Annotated in this window: 22 protein-coding genes and 1 riboswitch; of the genes, 14 read left to right on the top strand and 8 right to left on the bottom strand. The window is 63.7% G+C overall.

Annotated features, from left to right (window positions below; genetic code table 11):
• Positions 1 to 6: 6 nt before the first annotated feature.
• Positions 7 to 1,089, bottom strand: coding sequence for a tRNA epoxyqueuosine(34) reductase QueG (gene queG, locus AC097L_RS00735; protein WP_479584197.1), 1,083 nt, complete (start codon positions 1,087 to 1,089; stop codon positions 7 to 9).
• Between queG and tsaE the strand changes: the two genes are divergently transcribed.
• Positions 1,069 to 1,575 carry a tRNA (adenosine(37)-N6)-threonylcarbamoyltransferase complex ATPase subunit type 1 TsaE gene (gene tsaE, locus AC097L_RS00730; protein WP_479584450.1) on the top strand — a complete coding sequence of 169 codons (507 nt, stop codon included), beginning with the start codon at positions 1,069 to 1,071 and terminating at the stop codon, positions 1,573 to 1,575. The genes queG and tsaE overlap by 21 nt on opposite strands.
• Complete coding sequence (locus AC097L_RS00725; protein WP_479584196.1) at positions 1,572 to 3,002, top strand: N-acetylmuramoyl-L-alanine amidase; 1,431 nt, start codon at positions 1,572 to 1,574, stop codon at positions 3,000 to 3,002. The genes tsaE and AC097L_RS00725 overlap by 4 nt, the downstream gene beginning before the upstream one ends.
• 183 nt (positions 3,003 to 3,185) lie before the next feature.
• On the opposite strand, the gene AC097L_RS00720 is transcribed toward AC097L_RS00725, so the two are convergent.
• A complete protein-coding gene (locus AC097L_RS00720) occupies positions 3,186 to 4,238 on the bottom strand; it encodes a GGDEF domain-containing protein (protein ID WP_479584195.1) in 1,053 nt (350 codons plus the stop codon).
• 343 nt (positions 4,239 to 4,581) lie between these two features.
• Between AC097L_RS00720 and AC097L_RS00715 the strand changes: the two genes are divergently transcribed.
• The 4 genes from AC097L_RS00715 (at position 4,582) to AC097L_RS00700 (ending at position 12,207) form a co-directional block, all read left to right on the top strand.
• Positions 4,582 to 6,216, top strand: a complete 1,635-nt coding sequence (locus AC097L_RS00715; protein ID WP_479584194.1) for a FecR family protein — start codon at positions 4,582 to 4,584, stop codon at positions 6,214 to 6,216.
• Positions 6,217 to 6,281: 65 nt separating this feature from the next.
• Entirely contained in the window at positions 6,282 to 9,098 is a 2,817-nt protein-coding gene (locus tag AC097L_RS00710; RefSeq protein ID WP_479584193.1) for an EAL domain-containing protein, read from the top strand.
• A 117-nt stretch (positions 9,099 to 9,215) separates the two neighbouring features.
• Entirely contained in the window at positions 9,216 to 10,514 is a 1,299-nt protein-coding gene (locus AC097L_RS00705; protein ID WP_479584192.1) for a leucine-rich repeat-containing protein kinase family protein, read from the top strand.
• Positions 10,504 to 12,207, top strand: a complete 1,704-nt coding sequence (locus tag AC097L_RS00700) for a cation:proton antiporter domain-containing protein (RefSeq protein ID WP_479584191.1) — start codon at positions 10,504 to 10,506, stop codon at positions 12,205 to 12,207. Before AC097L_RS00705 ends, AC097L_RS00700 begins: the two co-directional genes overlap by 11 nt.
• A gap of 20 nt (positions 12,208 to 12,227) precedes the next feature.
• Here the strand turns inward: AC097L_RS00700 and AC097L_RS00695 are convergent, their stop codons facing one another.
• The 6 genes from AC097L_RS00695 to AC097L_RS00670 form a co-directional block, all read right to left on the bottom strand.
• A complete protein-coding gene (locus tag AC097L_RS00695) occupies positions 12,228 to 12,434 on the bottom strand; it encodes a hypothetical protein (protein ID WP_479584190.1) in 207 nt (68 codons plus the stop codon).
• Positions 12,435 to 12,618: 184 nt separating this feature from the next.
• Positions 12,619 to 12,783 (bottom strand): hypothetical protein, encoded by a 165-nt coding sequence (locus AC097L_RS00690; protein WP_479584189.1) that lies wholly within the window; start codon positions 12,781 to 12,783, stop codon positions 12,619 to 12,621.
• Positions 12,784 to 13,031: 248 nt separating this feature from the next.
• The gene (locus AC097L_RS00685; RefSeq protein ID WP_479584188.1) at positions 13,032 to 13,676 is read right to left on the bottom strand and encodes an ABC transporter ATP-binding protein; all 645 of its coding nucleotides are present in this window, start codon (positions 13,674 to 13,676) and stop codon (positions 13,032 to 13,034) included.
• Positions 13,669 to 15,231, bottom strand: coding sequence for an ABC transporter permease (locus tag AC097L_RS00680; protein ID WP_479584187.1), 1,563 nt, complete (start codon positions 15,229 to 15,231; stop codon positions 13,669 to 13,671). The genes AC097L_RS00685 and AC097L_RS00680 overlap by 8 nt, the downstream gene beginning before the upstream one ends.
• Entirely contained in the window at positions 15,232 to 16,254 is a 1,023-nt protein-coding gene (locus tag AC097L_RS00675; RefSeq protein WP_479584186.1) for a thiamine ABC transporter substrate-binding protein, read from the bottom strand.
• A 44-nt stretch (positions 16,255 to 16,298) separates the two neighbouring features.
• Positions 16,299 to 16,398, bottom strand: a riboswitch (TPP riboswitch).
• 143 nt (positions 16,399 to 16,541) lie between these two features.
• A complete protein-coding gene (locus AC097L_RS00670) occupies positions 16,542 to 17,195 on the bottom strand; it encodes a VTT domain-containing protein (RefSeq protein ID WP_479584185.1) in 654 nt (217 codons plus the stop codon).
• A 340-nt stretch (positions 17,196 to 17,535) separates the two neighbouring features.
• Between AC097L_RS00670 and AC097L_RS00665 the strand changes: the two genes are divergently transcribed.
• The 8 genes from AC097L_RS00665 (at position 17,536) to AC097L_RS00630 (ending at position 23,605) form a co-directional block, all read left to right on the top strand.
• On the top strand, positions 17,536 to 17,694 hold the full coding sequence (locus AC097L_RS00665; RefSeq protein ID WP_479584184.1) for a hypothetical protein: 159 nt from the start codon (positions 17,536 to 17,538) through the stop codon (positions 17,692 to 17,694).
• A gap of 17 nt (positions 17,695 to 17,711) precedes the next feature.
• Positions 17,712 to 18,515 carry a cysteine hydrolase family protein gene (locus AC097L_RS00660; RefSeq protein ID WP_479584183.1) on the top strand — a complete coding sequence of 268 codons (804 nt, stop codon included), beginning with the start codon at positions 17,712 to 17,714 and terminating at the stop codon, positions 18,513 to 18,515.
• Between the two features lie 110 nt (positions 18,516 to 18,625).
• On the top strand, positions 18,626 to 19,555 hold the full coding sequence (locus tag AC097L_RS00655; RefSeq protein ID WP_479584182.1) for a ZIP family metal transporter: 930 nt from the start codon (positions 18,626 to 18,628) through the stop codon (positions 19,553 to 19,555).
• A 252-nt stretch (positions 19,556 to 19,807) separates the two neighbouring features.
• Entirely contained in the window at positions 19,808 to 20,107 is a 300-nt protein-coding gene (locus tag AC097L_RS00650; RefSeq protein ID WP_479584181.1) for a hypothetical protein, read from the top strand.
• Between the two features lie 411 nt (positions 20,108 to 20,518).
• Positions 20,519 to 21,202 carry a glycosyltransferase family 2 protein gene (locus tag AC097L_RS00645; protein ID WP_479584180.1) on the top strand — a complete coding sequence of 228 codons (684 nt, stop codon included), beginning with the start codon at positions 20,519 to 20,521 and terminating at the stop codon, positions 21,200 to 21,202.
• Positions 21,199 to 22,233: an acyl-CoA dehydrogenase gene (locus AC097L_RS00640; protein WP_479584179.1), complete on the top strand. Its 1,035-nt coding sequence runs from the start codon at positions 21,199 to 21,201 to the stop codon at positions 22,231 to 22,233. The genes AC097L_RS00645 and AC097L_RS00640 overlap by 4 nt, the downstream gene beginning before the upstream one ends.
• The gene (locus tag AC097L_RS00635) at positions 22,221 to 22,985 is read left to right on the top strand and encodes a PIG-L deacetylase family protein (protein ID WP_479584178.1); all 765 of its coding nucleotides are present in this window, start codon (positions 22,221 to 22,223) and stop codon (positions 22,983 to 22,985) included. The genes AC097L_RS00640 and AC097L_RS00635 overlap by 13 nt, the downstream gene beginning before the upstream one ends.
• Before the next feature lie 5 nt (positions 22,986 to 22,990).
• Complete coding sequence (locus tag AC097L_RS00630) at positions 22,991 to 23,605, top strand: SAM-dependent methyltransferase (RefSeq protein WP_479584177.1); 615 nt, start codon at positions 22,991 to 22,993, stop codon at positions 23,603 to 23,605.
• Positions 23,606 to 23,742: the final 137 nt, after the last annotated feature.

Below are 23,742 nucleotides of genomic sequence, written 5' to 3'. Positions count from 1 at the left end.
ACACGCTTAATTCTCTAGGGCCCAGGCGACGTGCTCTCGCACCAGCGGGCTGGGATCCTCAACACGCTGCTGCAAGGCCTGGCGGATAACCGCATCCTCCCCCGCCCGCAGCGCATTCCCCATAGCCACCGCCACATTGCGCAGCCAGCGCTCATGGCCGATGCGGCGGATCGGGCCACCTTCGGTGTACCGCAAGAACTCGTCCTCAGTCCACCCGAACAGCGTGCCCAGCTGCTGGCCGCTGAGGCCCCGGCGCTCGTCAAAGTCGGGCAAGGCGCTGCGCTGGGCAAACTTGTTCCAAGGGCAGGCCAGTTGGCAGTCGTCGCAGCCGTAGATGCGATTGGCTATCAGCGGGCGAAATTCCAGCGGGATAGGCCCCGCATGTTCGATGGTCAGGTAGGAGATGCACCGGCGCGCATCCAGCCGGTGCGGGGCCACGATGGCCTGGGTCGGGCACACGTCGATACAAGCGCTGCAACTGCCGCAGTGGCCGGTGGTGGGCTCCGTCGATGGCAAGGCCCGGTCCACATAGATTTCGCCCAAGAAGAACATCGACCCCGCCTCGCGGTTCAGCACCAGGGTGTGCTTGCCACGCCAGCCCTGACCACTGCGGTGGGCCAGTTCGGCCTCCAGCACCGGGGCCGAGTCGGTAAACACGCGGTAGCCCAGCGGGCCCAGCTCGGCGGCGATGCGGTCGCTTAAGCGTTGCAGCCGCGCGCGCAACACCTTGTGGTAGTCCCGCCCCCGGGCGTAGACCGACACAATGCCCTCTCCGGGACGCTGTAACCGGTCAAATTCCATTGCCTGCCAACCCTCGGACGTGCTGCGCGGCAGATAATCCATGCGGGCGGTGATCACGCTGACGGTGCCCGGCACCAGCTCCGCCGGGCGGGCCCGTTTCAGGCCGTGGCTTTGCATATAGGCCATGCTGCCGTGGAACCCAAGGGCCAACCAGGCAGTCAGACCCGCCTCGGCGGACGTTAAATCCACCGGGGCCACGCCAATTTGGGAAAATCCCAGCTCGCGCGCCCATTCCTGTATCCGAGACACCTGTTGGAGATTTTCAAACTGAGCACTGTTCAACACCATCTGCCGATTGTAGAAACACGCCTACTGTGGCCCAGCGAAGCTGCTACCGAGGCCTTCGCCCAGTCGCTGGCCGCCCGGCCGGAGATCCGCCACGCCTTTATCACTCTGCACGGCGACCTGGGCGCGGGCAAAACCACGCTGGTGCGCCACCTGCTGCGCGCCCTGGGCGTGCAGGGCCGCATCAAAAGCCCGACCTACGCCGTGGTCGAACCGTATGAGTTACCGGCGCTGAATCCACCTCTGAACATCTGGCACTTCGACTTCTACCGCTTCAGCGACCCGCGTGAATGGGAAGATGCAGGCTTTCGCGACATCTTCGCCAGCCCCGGCTTAAAAGTAGCCGAATGGCCGCAGAACGCCGGGGCGCTGCTGCCCACACCCGACATTGCTATCTTTATTGACACCATGCCCGACGAATCCCGTATAGCCACCCTCATCGCCGCCACCGCCACCGGCCAAGCCCTGTTGAACGGGCTGGCCGCATGAAGCGCCGCAGCATCTTGCAAAGCGGCACGGTGGTGCTGCTGCTCGGCATCAACGAGCTGGCCCGCGGTGCCAGCATCGTCGCCGTGCGGGTCTGGCCCGCGCCTGAGTACTCGCGCGTCACCATCGAATCGGACACTGCGCTCACCGTGAAGCACAGCTTCGTCGCCAGCCCGCCGCGCCTGGCGGTGGACATCGAGGGCATCGACCTGAACCCGGCGCTGCGCGAACTGGTGGGCCGGGTGCAGGCCGACGACCCCAACATCGCAGGCATCCGCGTAGGCCAAAACGCACCCGGCGTGGTGCGGCTGGTGATTGACCTCAAACGCGCCGCCCGGCCCCAGGTGTTCACCCTGAACCCGGTGGCCGCCTACCAGCACCGCCTGGTGTTCGACCTGTACCCGGCGCAAGAAGAAGACCCCCTGGAGGCACTGATTGCCGAGCGGCTGACCGACCCGGCCCCCACCGCACTACCACCAACGGCACCACCGGCGCCACCACCCATGGCGATGGACGCGCCCGACCCGCTGGCCGAGCTGATTGCCAAGCAAAACACCAAACCGGCTCCCCGCCCCTACGGTGCCCCCAGCCCAGCCCCCGCACCCAGCGCCGCGCCCAAAGACCCTGCTATCGTTGCAATAGCACCTCCCGCACGTCCAGCAATCGCTGGCGGCCCAAATGATGTAAAAAACACCGCCCAGCGCACCGACCGCCTGATCATCATCGCCCTGGACCCCGGCCACGGCGGCGAAGACCCCGGTGCCATCGGCCCCGGCGGCACGCGCGAGAAAGACATCGTGCTGATGGTCGCCCACCTGCTGCGCGAGCGGATCAACGCCACCACCGTCAACGGCAACCCGATGCGCGCCTTTTTGACCCGCGATGCCGACTTCTTCGTGCCGCTGCAGGTGCGGGTGCAAAAGGCCCGCCGGGTGCAGGCGGACCTGTTCGTCAGCATCCACGCCGACGCGTTTTTGACTCCGGCCGCACGCGGGGCCAGCGTGTTTGCGCTCAGCCAGGGCGGGGCCTCCAGCAGCGCCGCCCGCTGGATGGCCAACAAGGAAAACGCCGCCGACGTGATTGGTGGCATCAACGTACAGGCCAAAGACGTGCAGGTGCAAAAAGCCCTGCTTGACATGAGCACCACCGCCCAGATCAACGACAGCCTGAAACTGGGCAGCGCGGTGCTGGGCGAGGTGGGCCGGGTGGGCAGGCTGCACAAACCGAATGTGGAACAGGCCGGCTTTGCCGTGCTCAAAGCCCCCGACATCCCCAGCGTGCTGATCGAAACCGCCTTCATCAGCAACCCCGAAGAAGAAGCCAAGCTCAACAGTGGCGACTACCGCGAGCAACTCGCCGATGCCATCCTGCGCGGCATCCGTGGCTACTTCGCCAAAAACCCGCCGCTGGCCCGCAACCGCGAGGTGTAGGTCGCAATACGCTTTTGATAGCTGCCTACGCCGATGGAATAAGCACCGGGGGCATAGAAGGTACTCAACGGACGTAGTGGCAACCGGTCCAGAAACAGCGCAGAACTGGCTTTGCCAGGCTGCTGCTGTTGCCCCCTGCAAGGGGGTTGGCGAAAGATGCGAAGCACTGCAGCCTGGGGGTGTTTAACAACTCACAACTTGGTTGCGGCCCTGGGCTTTGGCGGCATAGAGGGCCAGATCGGCGCGGTCGATGGTTTGTTCGATGGAATCGCCCGCCTGGTACTGGGTCACGCCGATCGACACGGTGATGCGGATTTCGCTCTCGCCCACCGCCACCACGGCCTGTTCCACCTGGGCCCGCACCCGCTCCAGGCAGGCCAGCGCCAGCGCAAAATCGGTGTCGCTCAGCAGAATCAAAAACTCCTCGCCGCCCCAGCGGGCCAAGCGGTCGGTGGTGCGGATGCTGGACTGCACCACCCGGGCAAAGGCTTGCAGGCAGCGGTCACCTGCTTGGTGGCCATAGCTGTCGTTGACGCGCTTGAAGTAATCGATATCCAGAATCGCCACCATCAAGGTCGCGCGGCTGCGGTCGGCCCGCTGGACTTCCTCACGCATCAGTTCCAGCATGTAGCGGCGGTTGGCCGTGCCAGTGAGTTCGTCGCGGGTGGCAATCTGCTGGATTGTCTCCAGTGCGTGGGTAAGTTGGACTTTTTGGTTGCGGATATGAGTCCGCATTAAGGCCAGACGGCGGGTCAAAACCGTGGTGCTGGTCAACACGATGACCACCATCAAAAAGTAGGCCAGATACAGTATGGCAGGTTCGTCGGTGAGTGCCTGGTCCATCGCCACCAGTATGGCCAAACCAAATAACAACAAGGCATATAGCGCCACGATTACTACCTGGCGCATCGACATACCAAACATGCCAAACATCAAGATCACGGCCAGCAGTGGCAAGCTGATCCCCCGGCCATGCCCGGCCAGCACAAAGGCCGTGGCATTGCAGGCAATGGCGTACAGCATCTGCACAAACGCCAGCGAAGGATCGGCCCAGCGCAGCGAGATGCCACTGCGGATCAGCCCAAAAAAAAGAATCAGCCCTGCGGCACTAAATACCGACCACAGCGCCGCATAGCGTATATCCGCCACGCCATACAAAACCAGCAGATACAGGTTACCTATGCTGGCCACTATCACCACCGAGGCCAACGCAGACTGGCTGGTACGGATGCGCATTGCCTTCTCCGTGCCCAGCAATCTGTCCAGAGCGTATTGAAGCCACGTCTTCCTGGGGTTATCCATGCACAGCTCTCCGGCGCGGCGCGCCAAATTCACCGAAATGGTCGATGGCCAATGGTGGCAAGGCTAACAGCTGGCAGCTAGCAGGGAACACCCGGGTTTCCTGCAACGCCACTAAGGCCAAAAATGCCAGTCCTGCGTGATAAATGCATACGGTTTGTTACCACTACGGGGGTGCCAAGCCTGCCGAAAAAGCGCAACATGTACGCATTATTACAATTCGTAACCAAGTAAGCACAGCCGAAACCTTCAAAGGATGACCGGAACCATGCCCACTCCCATGCCCCACCGCAAAAGCTTGCCGCCCCGCGTCGTCATCTGCCTAGGCTGTCTGTTGGTGTCTAGCTTGTGCGGCGCAGCGCAGGCTGCCGACTTCCTCTACACCGTACAAATCGGCGACCACCCCTGGAATCTGGCCGAGCGTTATTTGAAGAGCCCGTCGCTGGCCCTGGCTCTGCGCCAACGCAACCACATTGCCGACGACCACCGCATCCCGCCCGGCACGCAGTTGCGCATCCCCAAAGAATGGCTGAAGCTGGAATCCACCCAAGTGACCCTGCTGGCCGTGGCAGGCGACACCACCCTGCGCCAGGGCAGCACCCCGGCCCGCGCGGCCGTTGCGGGCGAGCGGCTGCAAGCCCCGTCGGGCCTGCGCACGGGTCCTGACGGCAGCGCCACCCTGCAGTTTGCCGACGGCAGCCGCGTGCTGGTGCGCCGCGACAGCGAACTCCAACTGCAAACCACCCAGAAAACCCTGCTGGGCCAGGCCAGCATCGTGGCCTTGTCGCTGGTACAAGGCAGTGTGGAAAACCAGGTCACTCCGGTGGGCGACAGCGGTGGCCGGTTTGAAATTCACACCCCGGCCGCCATTGCCGCCGTGCGCGGCACCCAATACCGTGTCACCACAGACGGCCAGAGCATGCGCACCGAGGTGGTGACAGGTGCGGTGCAGATCGCCAACCCCACTGGCCAGGTGACGGCCCAGGCTGCCCAGGGCACCCTCGCCCAAAGCGGTCGCAGCCCTGCCACCCCCATTCCGTTATTACCTCCGCCCAGCCTGGACGGACTGCCCGACACCCTTGAGCGCCTACCCATCGCCTGGCCTGTTCCCGCCCTGGCCGGGGCCAGCCGCTACCGCACCCAGCTGGCCGCTACATCCGAATTTAGCGCCATGCTGTCGGACGAGGTGACCGATGCCGCCCGCATCCGCGTGCGCGACATCGAAGACGGCCGCTACGCCGTGCGGGTGCGTGGCATCGACGCGCAAGGCCTGGAGGGCCTGTCGGCTGAGCGCACCCTGGTTATCCACACCCAGCCCGAGCCGCCGCTGCTGATCGACCCGGCCCCTGAAGCCGCCACCACCGCCACCCGCCCCAACCTGCGCTGGACCCAGGGCGATGCCAGCCTGCAATACCGGGTACAGCTCAGCACCGACGGCACGGCGGTAGACGAGCAAGTCGTCGGCAGCGCCAGCGCCCAGCCGCCGCAAGACCTGCCCCCCGGTATCTACCAATGGCGGGTGGCCGCCATCCACCCCGCCAAGGGCCAAGGCCCCTGGGGCGATGCCCAGCCGTTTCGCCGTGTGCTGCCCGGCCCGGGTGTCGATATTCCCCAGCCCCAGGACGGCAGCCTGACCCTGCGCTGGACAGCCCAGCCCCAAACCGCCCACTACCACCTGCAGGTCGCGCGCGACGGCAGCTTCACCAGCCCCCTGGCCGATGCCGACACCGACAGCCCCCAGTTCAGCCTGAAAGACCTGCAGCCCGGCCCCCACCATGTGCGGGTGCAAGCCACCGGCACCGATGGCTATACCGGCCCTTGGGGCAGCACGCAAACCTTTGTCGTCCCGCCTCCCCGCCCCAGCCGCTGGGGGGCCTTGATTCTGCTGATCATCCCTGCCATGGCGATTTTCTGACCCCTCTGCCTGCGCCCACCGGAGGCAGTGCCTCCCACCGGCTCCCGCCCCGCTGGGAGCATGGGGTGCTGCGCGCCCGCTGGTGGTTGGCAGGCATCGCCACGGCCTTGCTGCTGACCTGGCTCAATCCGGCCAGCGTACAGCGGCTGGACCTGCTGGCCTATGACCTGCTGCTGCCGACCCACAGCGCCAGCGCCCAGCCACCGGTAGTCGTGGCGATTGACGATGCCAGCCTGGCCGCACTGGGCCGCTGGCCCTGGCCGCGCGCAGTGCATGCCCAGATGATCGACCGCCTGCGCGAGGCCGGGGCCAGCGCCATCGGCATGGCGGTGCTGTTCTCCGAACCCGACACCCGCAACCCCGCCAGCGATGCAGCCCTGGCCACCGCCATGGCCCGCTACGGCCACGTGGTACTGGCCGTAGCCCCGGCGCAGCAGCCCGACGGCCGCATCGCCGCCGTGCCGCTGCTGCCCACACTGCTCCTGGCCGATGGCAAAACCCCACCCATCTTGGGCCACGTCGATGTAGAAACCGACCTGGACGGCCAGTCGCGCTGCCTCCACCTGATGGCCGGCAACGGCCAGGCCGACACGCCTGCGCTGGCACTGGCGGTGCTGCAACAGGCCGCCCCCGATCCGGTGTGGGAACGGCTGGTCCCCGTGGACACCGTCACCCGCCCGGCCACCACCTGGGTGCGCGCGCACGAAGTCATGCTGCCCCGCATGCGCGGCCTGCCCACACTTTCGTTTGCCAGCGTGTTGCAATCCCCCCAGGCCCTGGAGTTGGTGCGCGGCCGGGCGGTGTTTATCGGCATCACCGCCAGCGGTCTGGGCGGTGAGCTGGCCACGCCGCTGGCAGGCAGCCACACCACCTTGCCCTCGGTCATGTTCCACGCCCAGGCTTTTGAGGCACTGCGCAGCCAGCTCTGGATAGACGCCACGCCCGCGCCGCTGGCGCTGTTGTTTGCACTGCTGTCTGTCAGCAGCCTGGCGCTGGTGCCGGTGTGGCAGAGCCGCCTGCCGATAAAAGGCGGGCTGCTGGCCGTGGGCCTGCTGGCACTGCCGCTACTGGTCAGCGCCGGGCTGCTGCTGGCCACCCGCACCTGGCTGCCACCGGCTACCGCCACATTGGCCCTGGCCGTGGCGCTGGGGTTTTGGCTGGCAGGCACGCTACGGGCCTTGAACCGCACGCTGTCGCGCACCCGCCAGCACGCCCAGGCCACATTGCAGGCCATTGACGATGCCGTCATCACCATCGATGCGCGGCTGCACACCATCCGCTTCGCCAACCCCACCGCCCAGTTGCAAGCCCCTGGCCACAGCCTGCAGGGCCAACCCCTGCATACCGCCTACCCACTGACCGAAGACAGCATGGAGCGCCTGGTGGCCGCAGTATTCGAATGCCTGGGCCGCGGCAGCCGGGTTTATGTGCGCGAACTGCTGCACCTGCCGGGCCCCAGTGGCCTGCGCGTGCTGCGAGCAACTGCCAGCCCCCTGCACAGCCCCGAAGGTACGCTGGATGGCGCGGTGCTGGTGTTTGCCGACGTGACCGATGCCGTAGCCGCCGCCCGCGCACTGGACTTTGCGGCCAACCACGATGCCCTCACCGGCCTGCCCAACCGGGTACTGCTGCACGAGCGGCTGAACCTGGCCCTGTCGCGGGTGCAGCGGCGCGGCGGTAGCGTGGCGGTGCTGTTTCTGGACCTGAACCGTTTCAAGCACATCAACGACAGCCTGGGCCACCGCGCTGGTGACGAAGTGCTGCGCGTCATCGCCGAGCGCCTGCGCGCCCTGTGCCGCGACACTGACACCGTGGCCCGCTGGGGCGGTGACGAATTTGTGCTGCTGCTGGAAGAGGTAAGCGGCCAAGACGGTGCCGCAGCAGCAGCCGCCAAGGTGGTCGATGCGCTGACACAAGACATCGTGCTGAACGAGAACTTTGGCCATATCACCCTGCCCAGCGCGGGCAGCGTGGGGGTGGTGATGGCGCCGCAGGACGGCATTGACATCGACAGCCTGCTGTCCAAGGCCGACATGGCCATGTACCGCGCCAAAGCCCAACCCCAGGCTAGCTTCCAGTTCTGGTCGAACGACCTCAACACCCGCCTGCACGAGCGCCTGGCGCTGGAGATGGACCTGCGCCAGGCCCTGCGTGATGACCTGTTTGTGCTGCATTACCAGCCGCAGTTCTCACTCCACGATTACGCCGTCAGCCAGCGCATGGTCGGCATGGAAGCCCTGATGCGCTGGCAACGCACACCCGGGCAGTTGGTCATGCCCATCGGCTTTATCGAAGTGGCCGAAGAATGCGGGCTGATCGTCGATATGGGGGCCTGGGCCGTGCTGCACGCCGCCCGCCAGGTGGCGCTGTGGCTGCGCGCCGGGCTCCAACCCGTGCCCATCGCCGTCAACATCTCGGCCCGCCAGTGCCTGAACCGCGACCTGGTGCAGGTAGTGCGACTGGCCCTGCAAGAGACCGGCATTCCCCCACACCTGCTGCGCCTGGAGATCACCGAAACCACCGCCATGTCCGATGCAGACCAGGTCATCGGCCTGCTGCACGATATCCGCGCCCTGGGCGTGCGCCTGGCGGTGGACGACTTTGGCACCGGCTATTCGTCGCTGTCCTACCTGAAGCGTTTTCCCATCGAAGAACTCAAAATCGACCGCTCCTTTGTGAACGACATCGCCACCGACAAGGACAACGCGGCCATCGTGCGCGCCACCATCGCCCTGGCCCACGGGCTGGGCCTGCAGGTGGTGGCCGAAGGCGTAGAAACCGAAGAACAAAGTCGCTTCCTGGCCGACCTGCACTGCGACATCGTGCAAGGCTACCTGTATGGCCGTCCGCAGCCGCTGGATACCGTAACGCGGTGGCTGTAGAGAGATACTACATTTTTGATAGCGTCTAGCGCATGTTTTATATGCGCCAGAGGCACTTTTTATATATAAATAGCGGAGTACGCTGGATGGTATGGACCAGCGCCGACAATACCGCGCATGCACACCCTTTCCCAACTCCGCTCTGGCCAACTGCAGGGCATCCGGCGGTTGGACCTCTCCGACGGACTGACCCACTTCCCACGCGAAATTTTTGACCTGGCCGACACGCTGGAGGTGCTGAACCTCTCTGGCAACACCCTCACCGCCCTGCCCGACGACCTGCCCCGGCTGCACCGCTTGCGGGTGATTTTTTGCTCCGGCAACCCTTTCGCCGAGCTGCCCGCCGTGCTGGGCCAGTGCGCACAGTTGGAAATGGTGGGCTTCAAGTCCTGCCAGATCCGCCATGTGCCCGCCGCCGCCCTGCCGTCCCGGCTGCGCTGGCTGGTATTGACCGACAACCACATCCACGCCCTGCCCGCCGAGATCGGCCAGTGCCCGCAGCTGCAAAAGCTGATGCTGGCGGGCAACCAGTTGCAGCACTTACCGCCCGAGCTGGCGCAGTGCCAGCAGCTGGAGCTGCTGCGCATCTCGGCCAACCCCCTGGCAGATGCAGGCACCCTACCCGACTGGCTGCTGCAAATGCCACGGCTGGCCTGGCTGGCGCGGGCAGGCATACCGCACATGGCCCCTTCCACCACGCCCATCCGCTGGACGGACTTGGCGGTACAACAGCCCTTGGGCGAAGGTGCGTCCGGCGTGATCCACCAGGCCCAATGGCGCGGCGACACCGTGGCGGTAAAGCTGTTCAAGGGTGCCGTCACCAGCGACGGCTGGCCGCAGAGCGAGCTGGCTGCCTGCCTGGCGGTGAACGCACACCCGCACCTGATCGGCACTCTGGGCCCGCTGACAGCGCACCCGCAAGGCACGGCCGGGCTGGTGATGCCCTGTATTCCGCCGCACTTCACCACCCTGGCCGGGCCACCCAGCCTGATTAGTTGCACCCGCGACGTGTACCCGGTGGGCACGGTGTACGCACTGGACAAAGTACTGCGCATCGCCCAGGGCGTGGCCTCGGCCGCTGCCCATCTGCACGCCAGCGGCTTGCTGCACGGCGACCTGTACGCGCACAACCTGCAGTGCAGTGCCGACGGCCACTGCCTGCTGGGCGACATGGGCGCAGCCTCTTTCTTGCCCGCCGATGCAGCACAGGCTGAGGCTTTGCAGCGCCTGGAAGTGCGGGCGTTTGGCTGCCTGCTGGAAGAGTTGCTGGCGCACTGCCCGGAAAATTCCGCCGACCTCAGCCTGCTACGGAACGATTGCCTGCAAACGGCATTCGCACCAAGGCCCCTGTTTGCGCAGATCGTGCAGCGTCTACATTCCATCGAACTTCACAAGGATCTGGCCGATGCTGCATAGCACCCCTCTCATCACCACCATCGCCACCGCACTCGGGCTGGCGCTGGTCTTTGGCTTTCTGGCCGTGCGGTTCAAGCTACCGGCATTGGTGGGCTACCTGCTGGCCGGGGTGTTGATTGGTCCGTTCACGCCCGGCTTTGTGGCCGATGCACAAATCGCCGCCGAGCTGGCCGAAATCGGCGTAATGCTCCTGATGTTTGGCGTGGGCATGCACTTTTCGATGGACGACCTGATGTCGGTGCGCAAGATCGCCGTGCCGGGCGCGGTACTGCAGATCGCCGTGGCCACCGCCATGGGCGCAGGCGTGGCCCATTTCTGGGGCTGGCCGCTGGGCGAAGGCCTGGTATTTGGCCTGGCCTTGTCGGTGGCCAGCACCGTGGTACTGCTGCGGGCGCTGGAGGCACGCGGCGCGCTGGATTCGCTGAACGGCAAGATCGCGGTGGGCTGGCTGGTGGTGGAAGACCTGGCCATGGTGCTGGTGCTGGTGCTGTTGCCCCCGCTGGCGGGCTGGCTGGGCGGCAAGGTGCCGGGCGAAGCCGAAGGCGGTGGCGGCAATTTGTGGCTGACGCTGGGGATCACGCTGCTCAAGGTGTCGGCCTTTGTGGCCCTGATGCTGGTGGTGGGCCGCCGCGTCTTTCCCAAGCTGCTGTGGCTGGTGGCCCGCACTGGTTCGCGCGAACTGTTCACCCTGTGCGTGATCGCCGCTGCGGTCAGCATTGCCTACGGTGCGGCCATGCTGTTTGGCGTGTCATTTGCGCTGGGCGCGTTTTTTGCGGGCATGGTGATGCGCGAATCCGAGTTCAGCCACCGCGCTGCCGAAGATTCGCTGCCACTGCGCGAAGCCTTTGCGGTGCTGTTCTTTGTGTCGGTGGGTATGCTGTTTGACCCGATGGTCATCGTCAAGCAACCGCTGCAGGTGCTGGCCGTGCTGGCCATCATCATCGTTGGCAAGTCCATCGCCGCCGCCGCGCTGGTGCTGGTGTTTCGCTATCCGCTCAACACCGCCCTGAACGTGTCTGCCAGCCTGGGCCAGATTGGCGAGTTCTCGTTCATCCTGGCCGGGCTGGGGGCAAGCCTGGGCCTGCTGCGGCCCGAAGGGCAGAGCCTGATTTTGGCCGGTGCCTTGCTGTCTATTGCGGTGAATCCGCTGGTCTTCAAAGCCGCCGACTGGCTGGAGCTGTGGCTACAGGCCCACCCCGCGCTGGCCACCAAATTCGCCCGCAGCACCGACCCGCTGTCCGAGCTACCCATGGCCACCGACGAAAAATACCTGTCCCAGCAGGTGGTGCTGGTGGGTTACGGCCGCGTGGGCAAGCGCCTGGCTGTGGAGATGGACGCGCAAGACATCCCCTTCGTGGTGGTCGAGCAAAACCGCGAACGCGTGGAGCAGCTGCGCGCCAGCGGCATCACCGCCGTGTCGGGCGATGCCGCCGATGCCGCTGTACTTATCCAGGCGCACATCGCCCGCGCCAGCATGCTGCTGATCGCCACGCCCGATGCCTTCAACGTGCGCCAAATGGTGGCCCACGCCCGCATGCTGAATCCGCACATTGAAACCGTGGTACGCACCCACAACGAGGCAGAAGCCGCCCTGCTAACGCAAGAAAATATTAGCCGTGTGTTTCTGGGCGAAGACGAGCTGGCACACAACATGGGGCGCCATGTGCTGGAGCGGTTTGGCAAGGCGGGGTAACCCCCCCCCCCACAAGACTTTTAGACGATGACGGTCAGATCGGTAGAGTTCACCAGACTGGAGCCTGCACGGGGCCATTCGACCAGCACGCCCTTGTCGGTCTGTGCCAGTACGTAGCCGTCGGTACGCTCAATGCTGCCGCGGCGCACCAGGTTCACGCGCTCGCCGGGATTGAACTGGATCTGGGCAACGGCGAACAGGGATTTGATGAAATACAGAACTTGCATGGTGAAACTCCAAAAAGAATCAGGCGCTGTGCCTGGTATTAAAAATAGCGTGAGCAGATAACAGAGCCAGAGCGCAAGCCCCCCAGAAACACCGCAGAACTGGCTTTGCCAGGCTGCTGGTGTTGCCCCCTGCAAGGGGGTTGGCGAAAAGTGCGCAGCACTGTAGCCTGGGGGTGAGCCAGACCTATTGCGACTGCAGCCAGTGGCGTTCGCGGGATTCAAGGTCGGCAAACGACTGGGATTTGCCGAGGTAACTGTCCACATCGCGCTGGTCTTGCTGGTCCAGATGGCGGCCCACTGCGTGGGCGGCGTTGCGTGCGGAGAACCAAAATAAATAAAGAATATGCATAGCCAAAGTGTCCTGGGGTAAAAACGTTCCCTGTTTTTCAGGGTTAACCCTAGTATCGCACAAGGCCGGTGCGCGGGCGCACGAAAAAATGCACATTAGTTACTCTTGTTTGGTATAAGACACGGTTTTGCCTCAACTTGGTGCATTACCTAAGTGCCTCGCCAGTACACATGGCTTTTGAAAATTTATAAGAAATAGGATTCCAGCGCATACTCCATATACGCTAGTAGCTATTTATTTAATAGCAATCACCACAATTGCTCCAACTGCCCCGCAGCCAGCCGCATGCCGCGCGTAGCCATGGCTTGGGCTTCGGCTTCGTCGTGGGTTACCAACACCGTGGCCATACCTGCGGCGGCGATGCGCTGGCGGAACTCGGCCTGCAGGTCCCGGCGCAGGGCGGCATCCAGGGCAGAAAAAGGCTCGTCCAGCAGCAGCGCACGCGGCGCGGTGATGAGCGCGCGGGCCAGGGCCACACGCTGTTGCTCACCACCCGACAGCGTCCAGACCCGGTGGCGGGCGTGGTTGGCCAGACCGAAGCGCTCTAGCAGGGCCTCGGCGCGCTGGCGTGCTGTGGCTTTGGCGACCCGCTGCTCGACCAGGCCAAAGGCCACGTTGTCGCGCACGTCCAGATGCGGAAACAGCGCAAAGTCCTGGAACATCAGCGCAAAACCGCGCCGTTCGGGCGGCTGGCGGCTGATGTCTTCGCTGTCGAACCAGACGCTACCTGCCTCGGCGGCTTCCAGCCCAGCGGCGATTTTCAGCAAGGTGCTTTTGCCGCTGCCCGAGGGGCCGAGCAAAGCGACTATTTCGCCCTCGGCGACTTGCAGGCTGAGCCGGTCTGCCAGTAGGCGCGAACCGTAGTGTTTGGTAATAGAGCGCAGTTCAAGCATGGGAAGATTCTGTCCGGCGTGGGCCTTCGATCAACGCGAATGCGGCCAGTGCCAGCGCCATCAGCACGCAGGCCAGCACCAGCGCCGCGTCGCCATTGGCCGCCCCTGGACGGCCCAGGCGCTGGTAGATCAGCGTGGTCAGCGTGGCCCATTCGGGACGGGATAAAAACAGGGTCACGGCGAATTCGCCCAGCGCCGTGGCCGCCGCGAAGGCCATGCCCCGGCGCAGTGCGGGGGCTACCAGCGGCAGGGTGACGCGCCAGAACACCCGCCAGGGCGTGGCACCCAGACTGCGGGCGGCCTGGGGCAGGTGTTCGGGCAGGCTGTCCAGTGCGGATGCCAGTGATTTGGCAACGAACGGGTAGGCCAGCACGGCATAGGCGCAGAGCAGCAGCGGCAGGCTGGCGGTCCACTGCGGGTACAGCAGCAGCAGGCCGAAAGCCACGGTGATGGGCGACACCACGAACGGCAAAAACGCGGCAGCACGCATCGCCACCGAGCTTTGGGCGGCCAGCGCGTGCAGCACGCCCAGCACGGTGGCCAGCAGCAGCGCAACGAAAGAAAAGCGCAAGGTGTTCCACAGCGCGGCCAAGGTCTCTTCATCGGCCACCAGCGCCCAGGTATCCCAGCCTGCATGGGCGGCCCGCCAGACAATCGCCACCAGCGGCGCAGCGCAGAAAAAAGCCAGCACGCCGAGCGCCGCAGCCACCCTCAGCCAGTGCGCCGGGCGGCTGGGGCGCTGGGGGGCGATGGGCTGCACGCGGGTGGGCGTGGCCAGGCGCTTTTCAATCAGTGCATAGCCCCAAGCCACCGCACCGGTCAGCAGCAGCATCCACAGCGCCAACAGGCTGGCCGGGACCAGTTGCAGCTCATGGGCCACCAGGGTGTAGATCTCGACTTCCACCGTGGCGTAACGCTGGCCGCCCAGCACCAGGGCCAGCCCAAACCCGGCAAAGCAGTACAAAAAGACGAGGCACAGGCTGGACGCGAGCCAAGGCAGGATGGCGGGCCATTCGACCCGCCAGAACGCCCGCCACGGCGTGGCACCCAGGGTGCGTGCCGCCGCCACGCGCGGCGCGCTGACATGCTCCAGCGCATCCACCCCGGCGCGCACCACTACGCACAGGTTGAAGAACAGATTGCCGTACAGCAGCAGCCAGGGCGTGTCTTGCAGGTGCAAGTCCAGCCAGCCGCTGAACACACCACGCGGACCCCACAGCGCCAGCACGCCCAGCGCGGCGACCAGGGTAGGCACTACAAACGGCAGCATCAAAAGGCGTAGCACCAGGCCGCGGCCCGCAAACTCCCAACGCGCAAGCACCCAGGCCACGGGCAGACCCAGCAGCAGCGCGGCAACACAGGTGGCAGCCGCCTGCAGCACCGACCACAGCACCCGCCAGCGCAGGTAGGGGTCGGTCCACAGCGCCCAGAGGGAGGTGGGAGTTTGCGTAGCCAGTTCGCCCCACCAGCCCTCGCCCGCCAACCGCAGCACCGGGGCCACCAGCAGCACGGCCAGGGCCAGCAGCGGCACCAGCGCCAGCAGCCAACGGCGCATTTATTTCAGAACGATTTGCGTCCAGCGTGCGACCCAAACGCTGCCTTTTTCGGCAATCGTCTCGGCAGGCAGGCTGTCAAAAGCGGTGGGCTCCACGGCGTGCTTCATCACATCGGCCAAGGGGGTGTGGGCTTCGATCGGGTACATCCACATGCTGGTTTGCAAAGCCTCTTGCACACCGCCGGAACGCATGAAGCGGATGAACTTGGCTGCAGCCTCGCGCTGGCCACCACCGGCCACCAAAGCTACGCCCTCCACCTGGCGGAACACGCCGCCCTTGAGGAACAGGTTGCCGGTGGGCGATTCGCTGATTTTTTCCTTGCTGTAGAACACCTCGGCCGCCGGGCTGCTGGCGTAGCTGACGACCAGCGGGCGGGTGCCGCCGTTGCGGCTGAATTCGGTGTAGTAGGCCTCGGTCCAGCCCTTGACGGCCTTCACGCCGTTGCCACGCATGCGGGCCCACCAGTCAAAAGCTTTTTCTTCGCCCATGCCCGCAATGGTGGCCAGCAAGAACGCGTAGCCGGGGCTGGAGGTGGCGGGGTTGGGCACCACCAGCAGATTGCGGTACGCGGGCTGGGCGAGGTCTTCCAGGCTTTTGGGCAGCGCGAGGCCGCTCTTGGCGAAGGCAGCCTTGTCGAAGTTCAGGTTAACGAAGCCGTAGTCCACCGGCACCACATTGGCACCGATCTGGGCCGTGGCCGAGCCCTGGGTGTATTGCAATGGCTCCAGCACCTTGGCGGCCTGGGCCTTGGCGACCAGGGCGTTGTCCAGGCCAAACACCAGGTCGGCGATGGGCTGTGCACGGGTGAGGATGAGCTTGTTCAGCATCTCGCCCGCATCACCGGCCTTGATGATGCTGAGCTTGACACCGGATTCGGCTTCAAACTGGGCCAGCAGCGGCTTGGGCAGCGAGAACGAGCTGTGCACCAGCACCCGCAGCGTGTTGTCTTGGGCCCATGCGGGAAGAGATACGAGTACGGCCAGCGCGGTGGCGGCCAGGGTAAAAGCGCGACGGTGCAGCATGAGTGTCTTTCAATGCGCCAGCGGCGGGCGCATGAAAGGGCCAAAAGGGTGACCCATCACGCTCCCTACGCTGGCATGACCCAGATCAGGTAGTGGGGTATTTCTCAGTCCGCTACGGCGCAGCAGACACCCCCGGTGAAGGCGCAAATTGTAGTGCTTGGCGCAGGGCTCCAAGTTCTCCCTGCCAACACTGGATAAACATGTGGATAACCCGGACAAGCACTTGTATAGGGCGGTTAAGTGCTTGATTTACAAAGACAAAGCTTATGGCGCTTAAAATTTAAGCATCATACGCTGGGCAGCTTGCGGGACATGCGCCCCTTCAGCGCGCCCAGCACGATGATGGCGCCGGGAATCAAAATCATGGCCCAGATGATTTTGTCCAGGTGCTGCTTCACCCAGGGGAAATTACCAAAGAAGTAGCCAATGGTCACGATGCCCACCACCCACAGCAGGCCGCCCAGCACGTCAAAAAATGCGAACTTGGCCCGGCTCATCTGCGCCACCCCGGCCACAAAGGGCGCAAAGGTGCGCAAAAACGGCATGAACCGCGCAGCCACCAATGTCACGCCACCATAACGTTCGTAAAACGCATGGGCCTGGTTAAAAGCCTGTTTGTTGAAGAGTTTGGAGTTTTCCCACTGGAACACCTTGGGGCCACAAAAGCGGCCAATCGCGTAGTTGCACTGGTTGCCCATGATGGCTGCTGCCAGCAGCAGGCCTACCGCGATGGGGTAGGACATCAGCCCCACGCCGCACATGGCACCCACCACAAACAGCAGCGAATCGCCGGGCAGAAATGGCATCACCACCACCCCGGTCTCCACAAAAATGATCAGAAACAGCAGCGCATAGACCCAGGGGCCGTAGCTGATCACAAAGGCCTCCAGGTGTTTGTCAATGTGCAGGATGAAATCGAGAAGTTGCATAAGAATGTCCATGGGGCGCGATTATCACGGGTGGCTGCTGTCATCATGTGACATTGCCTCCACCTACCCGAGTTGAAACATGAGCCTGCTCTGCCCCGCCTGCAAAACCGACAACGACAGCGACGCGACCGTGTGCACACACTGTGCCGCCGTCCTGCCCGTGCCCCAACGCCTGTCTCGGCTGGAACAGGCCATGGCGAAACCCGCCGCCACACCTTTCGCGAAACCTGCAACGCCTCCGCCCCCACTCCCACTCCCACTCCCACCTACCCCTGCGCCGCAACCTGCTCCGGCACCCGCGCCAGCAGCCACCAAACCACCACCAACACCCCTCCCCGCACCGCCCCCCACCATGCCGCCCCAGCGACTGGTGCACCGGGCCCGCCGCCGCAGCCGCGCGCCCTGGATTCTGGCCGCGGTGCTGTTGCTGGCCTTGCTGGGGGCACTGGCTTACGAACAATTACAAATTCGTGGCCTGTCTCTCCCATTCCTGCCCACCGCCCGCCCCTGATAGAGACCGAAGCCGCCATGACGCACCACACCCACCTGCTCATCATCGACCCGCAAAATGACTTTTGCGATTTGCCAGGCTCCGCCCTGCCCGTGGCCGGTGCCGATGCCGACATGCAGCGCCTGGCGGCCTTCATACGCTGCCACGGGCCACAGCTGACCGACATCACCCTCACCCTGGATTCGCACCACCGCATCGACATTGCCCACCCCACCTTCTGGCAGCAAGCCGATGGCAGCGCGGTGGCACCGTTCACCACCATCACCGCCGCCGCCGTGCACGCAGGCCAGTACCTGCCGCGCCAGCCCCCGGCGCTGGGCCGCACCCTGGCCTACCTGGACGCGCTGGAAGCCCGGGGCCGCTACACGCTGATGGTCTGGCCGGTGCACTGCGAAATCGGCACCTGGGGCCACAACGTGCACGCCGATGTACGCGCTGCCTACAACGCCTGGGAAGACCAGCAAGGCCGCAACGTGACCAAGCTCACCAAAGGCAGCAATCCCTGGACCGAACACTACAGCGCCGTCATGGCCGAGGTGCCCGATGCGCATGACGAAGCCACCCAACTCAACCACGCGCTGATGACCGCCATGGACCAGGCCGACGTGCTGCTGATCGCGGGCGAGGCCAGCAGCCACTGCGTACGCGCCACCACTGAGCACATCACCCTGCACCTGGCCCGCCAGAAGCTCCAGCGCATCGTGCTGCTCACCGACTGCATGAGCCCGGTGGCCGGTTTCCAGACCCAGCACGACGCGTTTTTGCAAACCATGCAGGCCCAGGGCCTGGAGCTGGCAACCAGCAAACAGGTCCAACTATAGATTTTTTAAATGCGAACGGTTATCATTTAAAGGCCTGAATACGCAAAACTCCATTCAACGCAAAGGGCCCGGTGCTGCCACCTGTGGCACCGGCTCCATGGATGTTTTGCATGACCAATTCTTCAGCATCTTCAGCATCTTCAGCGCCTTCCCAGCCTAAACGCACGCCACGCCTGCTGCGCAAACTGCTCGGCGGCTGCATCGCGCTGCTGGGCGCGGGCGTGCTGGTCGGCGACTTCTGGCACTACTGCCTGGCCCATCCCGTGGTGCTGAACGCGCTGATCGGCGGCTCGGTGGCGGCGCTGGCCACCGCGCTGGGCACACTGCCGGTGGTGTTCTCGCACAAGCTCTCCGGGCGCACCCAAGACACGCTCTTTGGCTTTGGTGCCGGGGTGATGCTGGCGGCCAGCGCGTTTTCGCTGATCATCCCCGGCCTGGCCGCGGCCCGCGCCACCGGGGCCAGCGGCTGGGGCGCCGGCGGCATGCTGGGCGCATCCATCTTGTTGGGCGGGGCGGTGCTGCTGGCCATGGAACGCTTGCTGCCGCATGAGCACTTCATCAAGGGCGTGGAAGGCCCGCAAGGCCCGCGCTCTCGGGTGCTGCGGCGCACCTGGCTGTTTGTGTTTGCCATCACCCTGCACAACCTGCCCGAGGGCCTGGCGATTGGCGTGGCCTACGCCGCTGCTGACCCGCTGCGCGCCACTGCGCTGGCCACCGGCATCGCCATCCAGGACGTGCCCGAAGGCCTGGTGGTCGCTGTGGCGCTGCTGGCTGCGGGCTACAAACGCCGCTTTGCGGTGCTGCTGGGCATGGCCTCCGGTCTGGTAGAGCCGCTGGGTGCCGTGCTGGGTGCTGCCGCCATCAGCCAGTCGGCCAGCCTGCTGCCTTGGGGCCTGGGCTTTGCGGCCGGTGCCATGCTGTTTGTGATCAGCCACGAAATCATCCCCGAATCGCACCGCAAAGGCCACGAGGCCTGGGCCACTGGCGGGCTGATGCTGGGCTTTGTGCTGATGATGCTGCTGGACACGGCACTGGCCTGAACAACACCCAGGGCACACCCGCAACACCGCCGTGGGTCTGGAATCACAAAATCACCTGGCAGCTAAAGACTTGATTAAGCGCGCCCGTTCGACTACACCTGCGGTAAGGAAGACGGGGCGCAGGCAGACCGTAAATGGGCCGTGGGATGTACTATATGGTGGAATCACACTCCATTCTTCACACAGCATTTATATGCAATTGACCGAACCGAATGTGAGCCGGAGTAATTTTCATACCAAGGAGTTATGCAAATGGCCACCACCAGAAGTATGGGCAAAAAATCATTGGCAAATTCCAAGTCCAAATCTAGTTCCAAATCTAAATCCATTGCCGATCTCGCGTCAGACAACGAGAAGGTGACAGGCGAACTTCAGGTCGTTGCCGACGAACTCAAAGTCGTCCACACGGTTCTCGATGTAAAGGTGCCCGATACCGCACGCCAGGGAGACGTTAACGCAGCAATTGCGCGTACAGACGAATTGGAAAAGAAATTATCCGACTCGATCGAGGTGTTGGAGGTAACCACAAAGATGCTCAAGAAAAAATCTTGAGTCCAGTGCGCGGGTAGAAACTATATTTTTATAGATATTCTCTAAATTAAAAATTTGTAAATATTTGAGAAAATTAAAACTGCCTGTAAATACCAAGGGCACACATTCCACATAATTCGAGAAAATACAGCGCCTGCATGGCCGCCAAACCTGTGTTCTCGTTAAATGACATTGGCTTTATTCACAGCTTCCCGCATAAGTACGCGGCGTTTTCCTACAGTTGCATGGCCCCATCCCAAGTGAAATTGAAGTTCACAAAGAGGGCTTGCCCATGTTACTTTCAAACCGAAAAATGCCGTCACATGCGCAGCGTGTCACAAGCATTCAAAACTTCACAATTCCTTCAAATCCTTTAGGGCCAGATTACCTGTATTTCTCGGCAGTGTTGGCTCCCAGCACGCAGGTGCAGCCATGATCGGCATCGTGGTTCCGGCGCACGACGAAGAAGACTGCATCGGGCGCTGCGTGCAATCCTTAATCCACGCTGCCCATGATCCGCGTCTGCAAGGCGAGGCCGTGTTTGTGATTGTGGTGCTGGACGCTTGCTCGGACACTACCGAAGCCATTGTGCGTGGGCTCGGGGTGCGCTGCGCAGCGGTGCAGGCCCGCAATGTCGGGGTTGCCCGAGCCAAAGGCGCTGAAATCGCGCTGGGCGAAGGCGCGCGCTGGCTGGCCTTTACCGATGCCGATACCGTGGTGGCACCCGACTGGCTGTATGCCCACGTATCACAGGGTTCAGACGCCGTGTGTGGAACGGTTGGGGTGGATGACTGGGGCGAATACGGCGAGCCCATGCGCACCCACTTTGCCAATACCTATACAGATGCCGATGGGCACCACCACATCCATGGTGCCAATTTAGGAATCAGCGCGGCGGCATACCGCGAGGTGGGTGGCTTCAGTCCGCTGGAAAGCAGCGAAGACGTTGCCTTGGTGGACGCATTGCAGCGCCATGGTGCCTCGATTGCGTGGACTGCTGCACCCCGCGTGATGACCAGCTCACGCCGCAATTACCGCGCTCCCCTGGGCTTTGGTGCCACGCTGGAACGCATTGCCCGTGATGACGGGCATTCACCCGAACGCAAACCCACATGATGCAGCGCTACACGCCACACGGCCCCAGCCTACTGCAACAGGCCTTGGCTGATAGCCTGGACTTGGGCGCGTCCGATCGGCTCAAAAAATTGGTCGATGGGGAACTGGACCGCCTGCCTGCACCCGGCGGTGGTGCCACCCTGCAGCGCTGGCAGGCCTTGGCGGCGGTGGCCCAAAGCGACCTCTCGTTGGTGAAATTGTTTGAAGGCCATACCGATGCTTTAGCCACCATCTTTGAGTTGGGTGGGCCATCGCCGACCCCAGGCGGTGTGTGGGGCATGTGGGCCGCCGAAGTTCCCGGACACCGGGTCACCATAGCGCCTTCAGCCGATGGGCAGATTTATATCGACGGCTCCAAAGCATGGTGCTCTGGCGCGGCCAGCGCAAGCCACGCCCTGCTGACGGCCTGGTACCCCGATGGCCGCGGCCCGCAACTGGTGCAAGTGCCACTCCAGCAGCCGGGGGTGATGGTGTGCAGCGACACATGGCAAGCGGTCGGAATGCAAGCCAGTGCCAGCTTTGGGGTGCGATTTCAGCAGGTCAGGGCTGCGCTGGTGGGCAGCCCGGGCGATTACCTGCAACGGCCAGGCTTTTGGCAAGGGGGTGCAGGCATCGCCGCCTGCTGGTACGGGGGCAGCCTGGCCCTTGCTTCGGCGCTGTGTGCGGCCATGGGCCCACCTGCCGCCACTGGATCGCATCCATTCCGATGGGCGGCCTTGGGCAAGGTCGATCTGGCCCTGCAAGGCACGGCCGCCTTGCTAAGGCAAGCAGCACATGCGATAGATGAACAACCGCGCAGGGATGCCAGTGCCCTGGCTTTGCGTGTGCGCCAATCGGCAGAGGGTACGGCACGCCTGGTACTGGACGAGGTTTCCCGCGCGCTGGGCGCAACGCCACTCTGCCAAAACCGGCACTTCGCCCGTGCGGCCGCCGATTTACCCGTGTTTATCCGGCAAAGCCACGCGGAACGGGATTTCGCCGCCCTGGGTGAGCGTGTCGGTGCCGAGGGGGCCAATGCATGGACGCTATAAATCTGCCACCGCGCTTCATTGCCGCAAGCGGAACCCCCGAATCTGTGTGGAAAGACTCACCACAGCTCGCAGCAGCGCCCTGCCATCCGCTGGACTGGTGGCTTGTCCAGGATGCCCGGCTGGTGGTACTGGCACCCCACCCGGACGACGAAGTTTTGGCCTGTGGCGCGCTATTGCAGCAGCACGCCCAACGAGGGGGCGAATGCCTGGTGATTGCCGTGACCGACGGAGAAGCCAGCCACCCGCCCACGGCCGAGCGCAGCGCTTCGCAACTGGCTTTGACGCGCCAGGCTGAAACACTGAACGGGCTGTACAGGCTGGGATTGCACCCAGAAAACGTGCTGCGGCTGGGCCTGCCAGATGGCCAGGTGCAGGCATATTTTGAGAATCTGTGCAGCGCATTGGAAGTGTGTCTGCGCCCCACAGATTTGCTCGTTACCACCTACCAGCTCGATGGCCATCCCGACCACGAGGCTTGCGGCAACGCCGCGGTGCATGCCAGCCGCAAAGCCGGTTGCCGCCTGGCGCAAGCGCCGGTCTGGCTATGGCATTGGGCGACACCCGGCGAACCTGCAGTGCCGTGGGATCGACTCCATGGCTTTCCTGTTGCGCAGGCCAGCCTGGCGCTCAAGTTACAGGCCCTCGCAGCACACGCTTCACAAACCACAAACCCCGCAAACGATGGCTCCCCCATTTTGGGCGCGTCGATTTTGCAGAGGGCAGAGCGCGCTATTGAATACTTTTTTGTCTGAACCCCATGAACAATTTTGACCTTGCAGCGCCAGCCGCTTATTTTGAAGCCATGTTTTCCAGCACCGAAGATCCTTGGGGATTTCGCACACGTTGGTATGAATCGCGCAAACGGGCATTGACCCTGGCCAGCCTCCCCGCTGCCCGTTACGCAAATGCCTATGAACCCGGCTGCGCCAACGGTGAACTGGCGGCCGAGCTGGCCGCACGCTGCGACCAGTTGCTGGTGTCCGACGGCTCCGCCAGGGCGGTGGAAGCCGCGCGAAAACGCCTGGTCAATCTAGACAACGTCCGCGTGGTGCAAGCATGGCTGCCCGAAGATTGGCCGACAGAGCAATTTGATCTGATCGTCGTAAGTGAGCTGGCCTATTACATGGATGCGCCAGATTTGACCCGGTTGGCAGCAAGAATTTCCATGTCCCTGCGGGATGGTGGCACCGTGCTGGCGTGCCACTGGCGAAAGCACATTGCAGGCTGCACTTTCACTGGCGATGCGGTGCATGAACAACTGCACACCCTTTTAGAAATGCCGCACATCGGCCACACACAAGATGCCGACATGCGCATCGATGTGTGGTGCCAGGATGCCCGCTCCGTAGCCGAGCGGGAATTGATTGCATAAATCGAGCCCTTGCCCCCGCCCCAAGCAGCGCAAGGAAACACCACAAAAAGCCACAAAATAAATAGCAACATGTGCAGGCGGAATATGCGCTACCGCCTTCTTTTCTTTAAATTTTACCCACCTAACGGAAATCTGAA

It is taken from the genome of Rhodoferax sp. RT5P35, from assembly GCF_056521385.1.
Note: the sequence above shows the minus strand (reverse complement) of the source record. Positions and strands in the feature narration are given on the sequence as shown.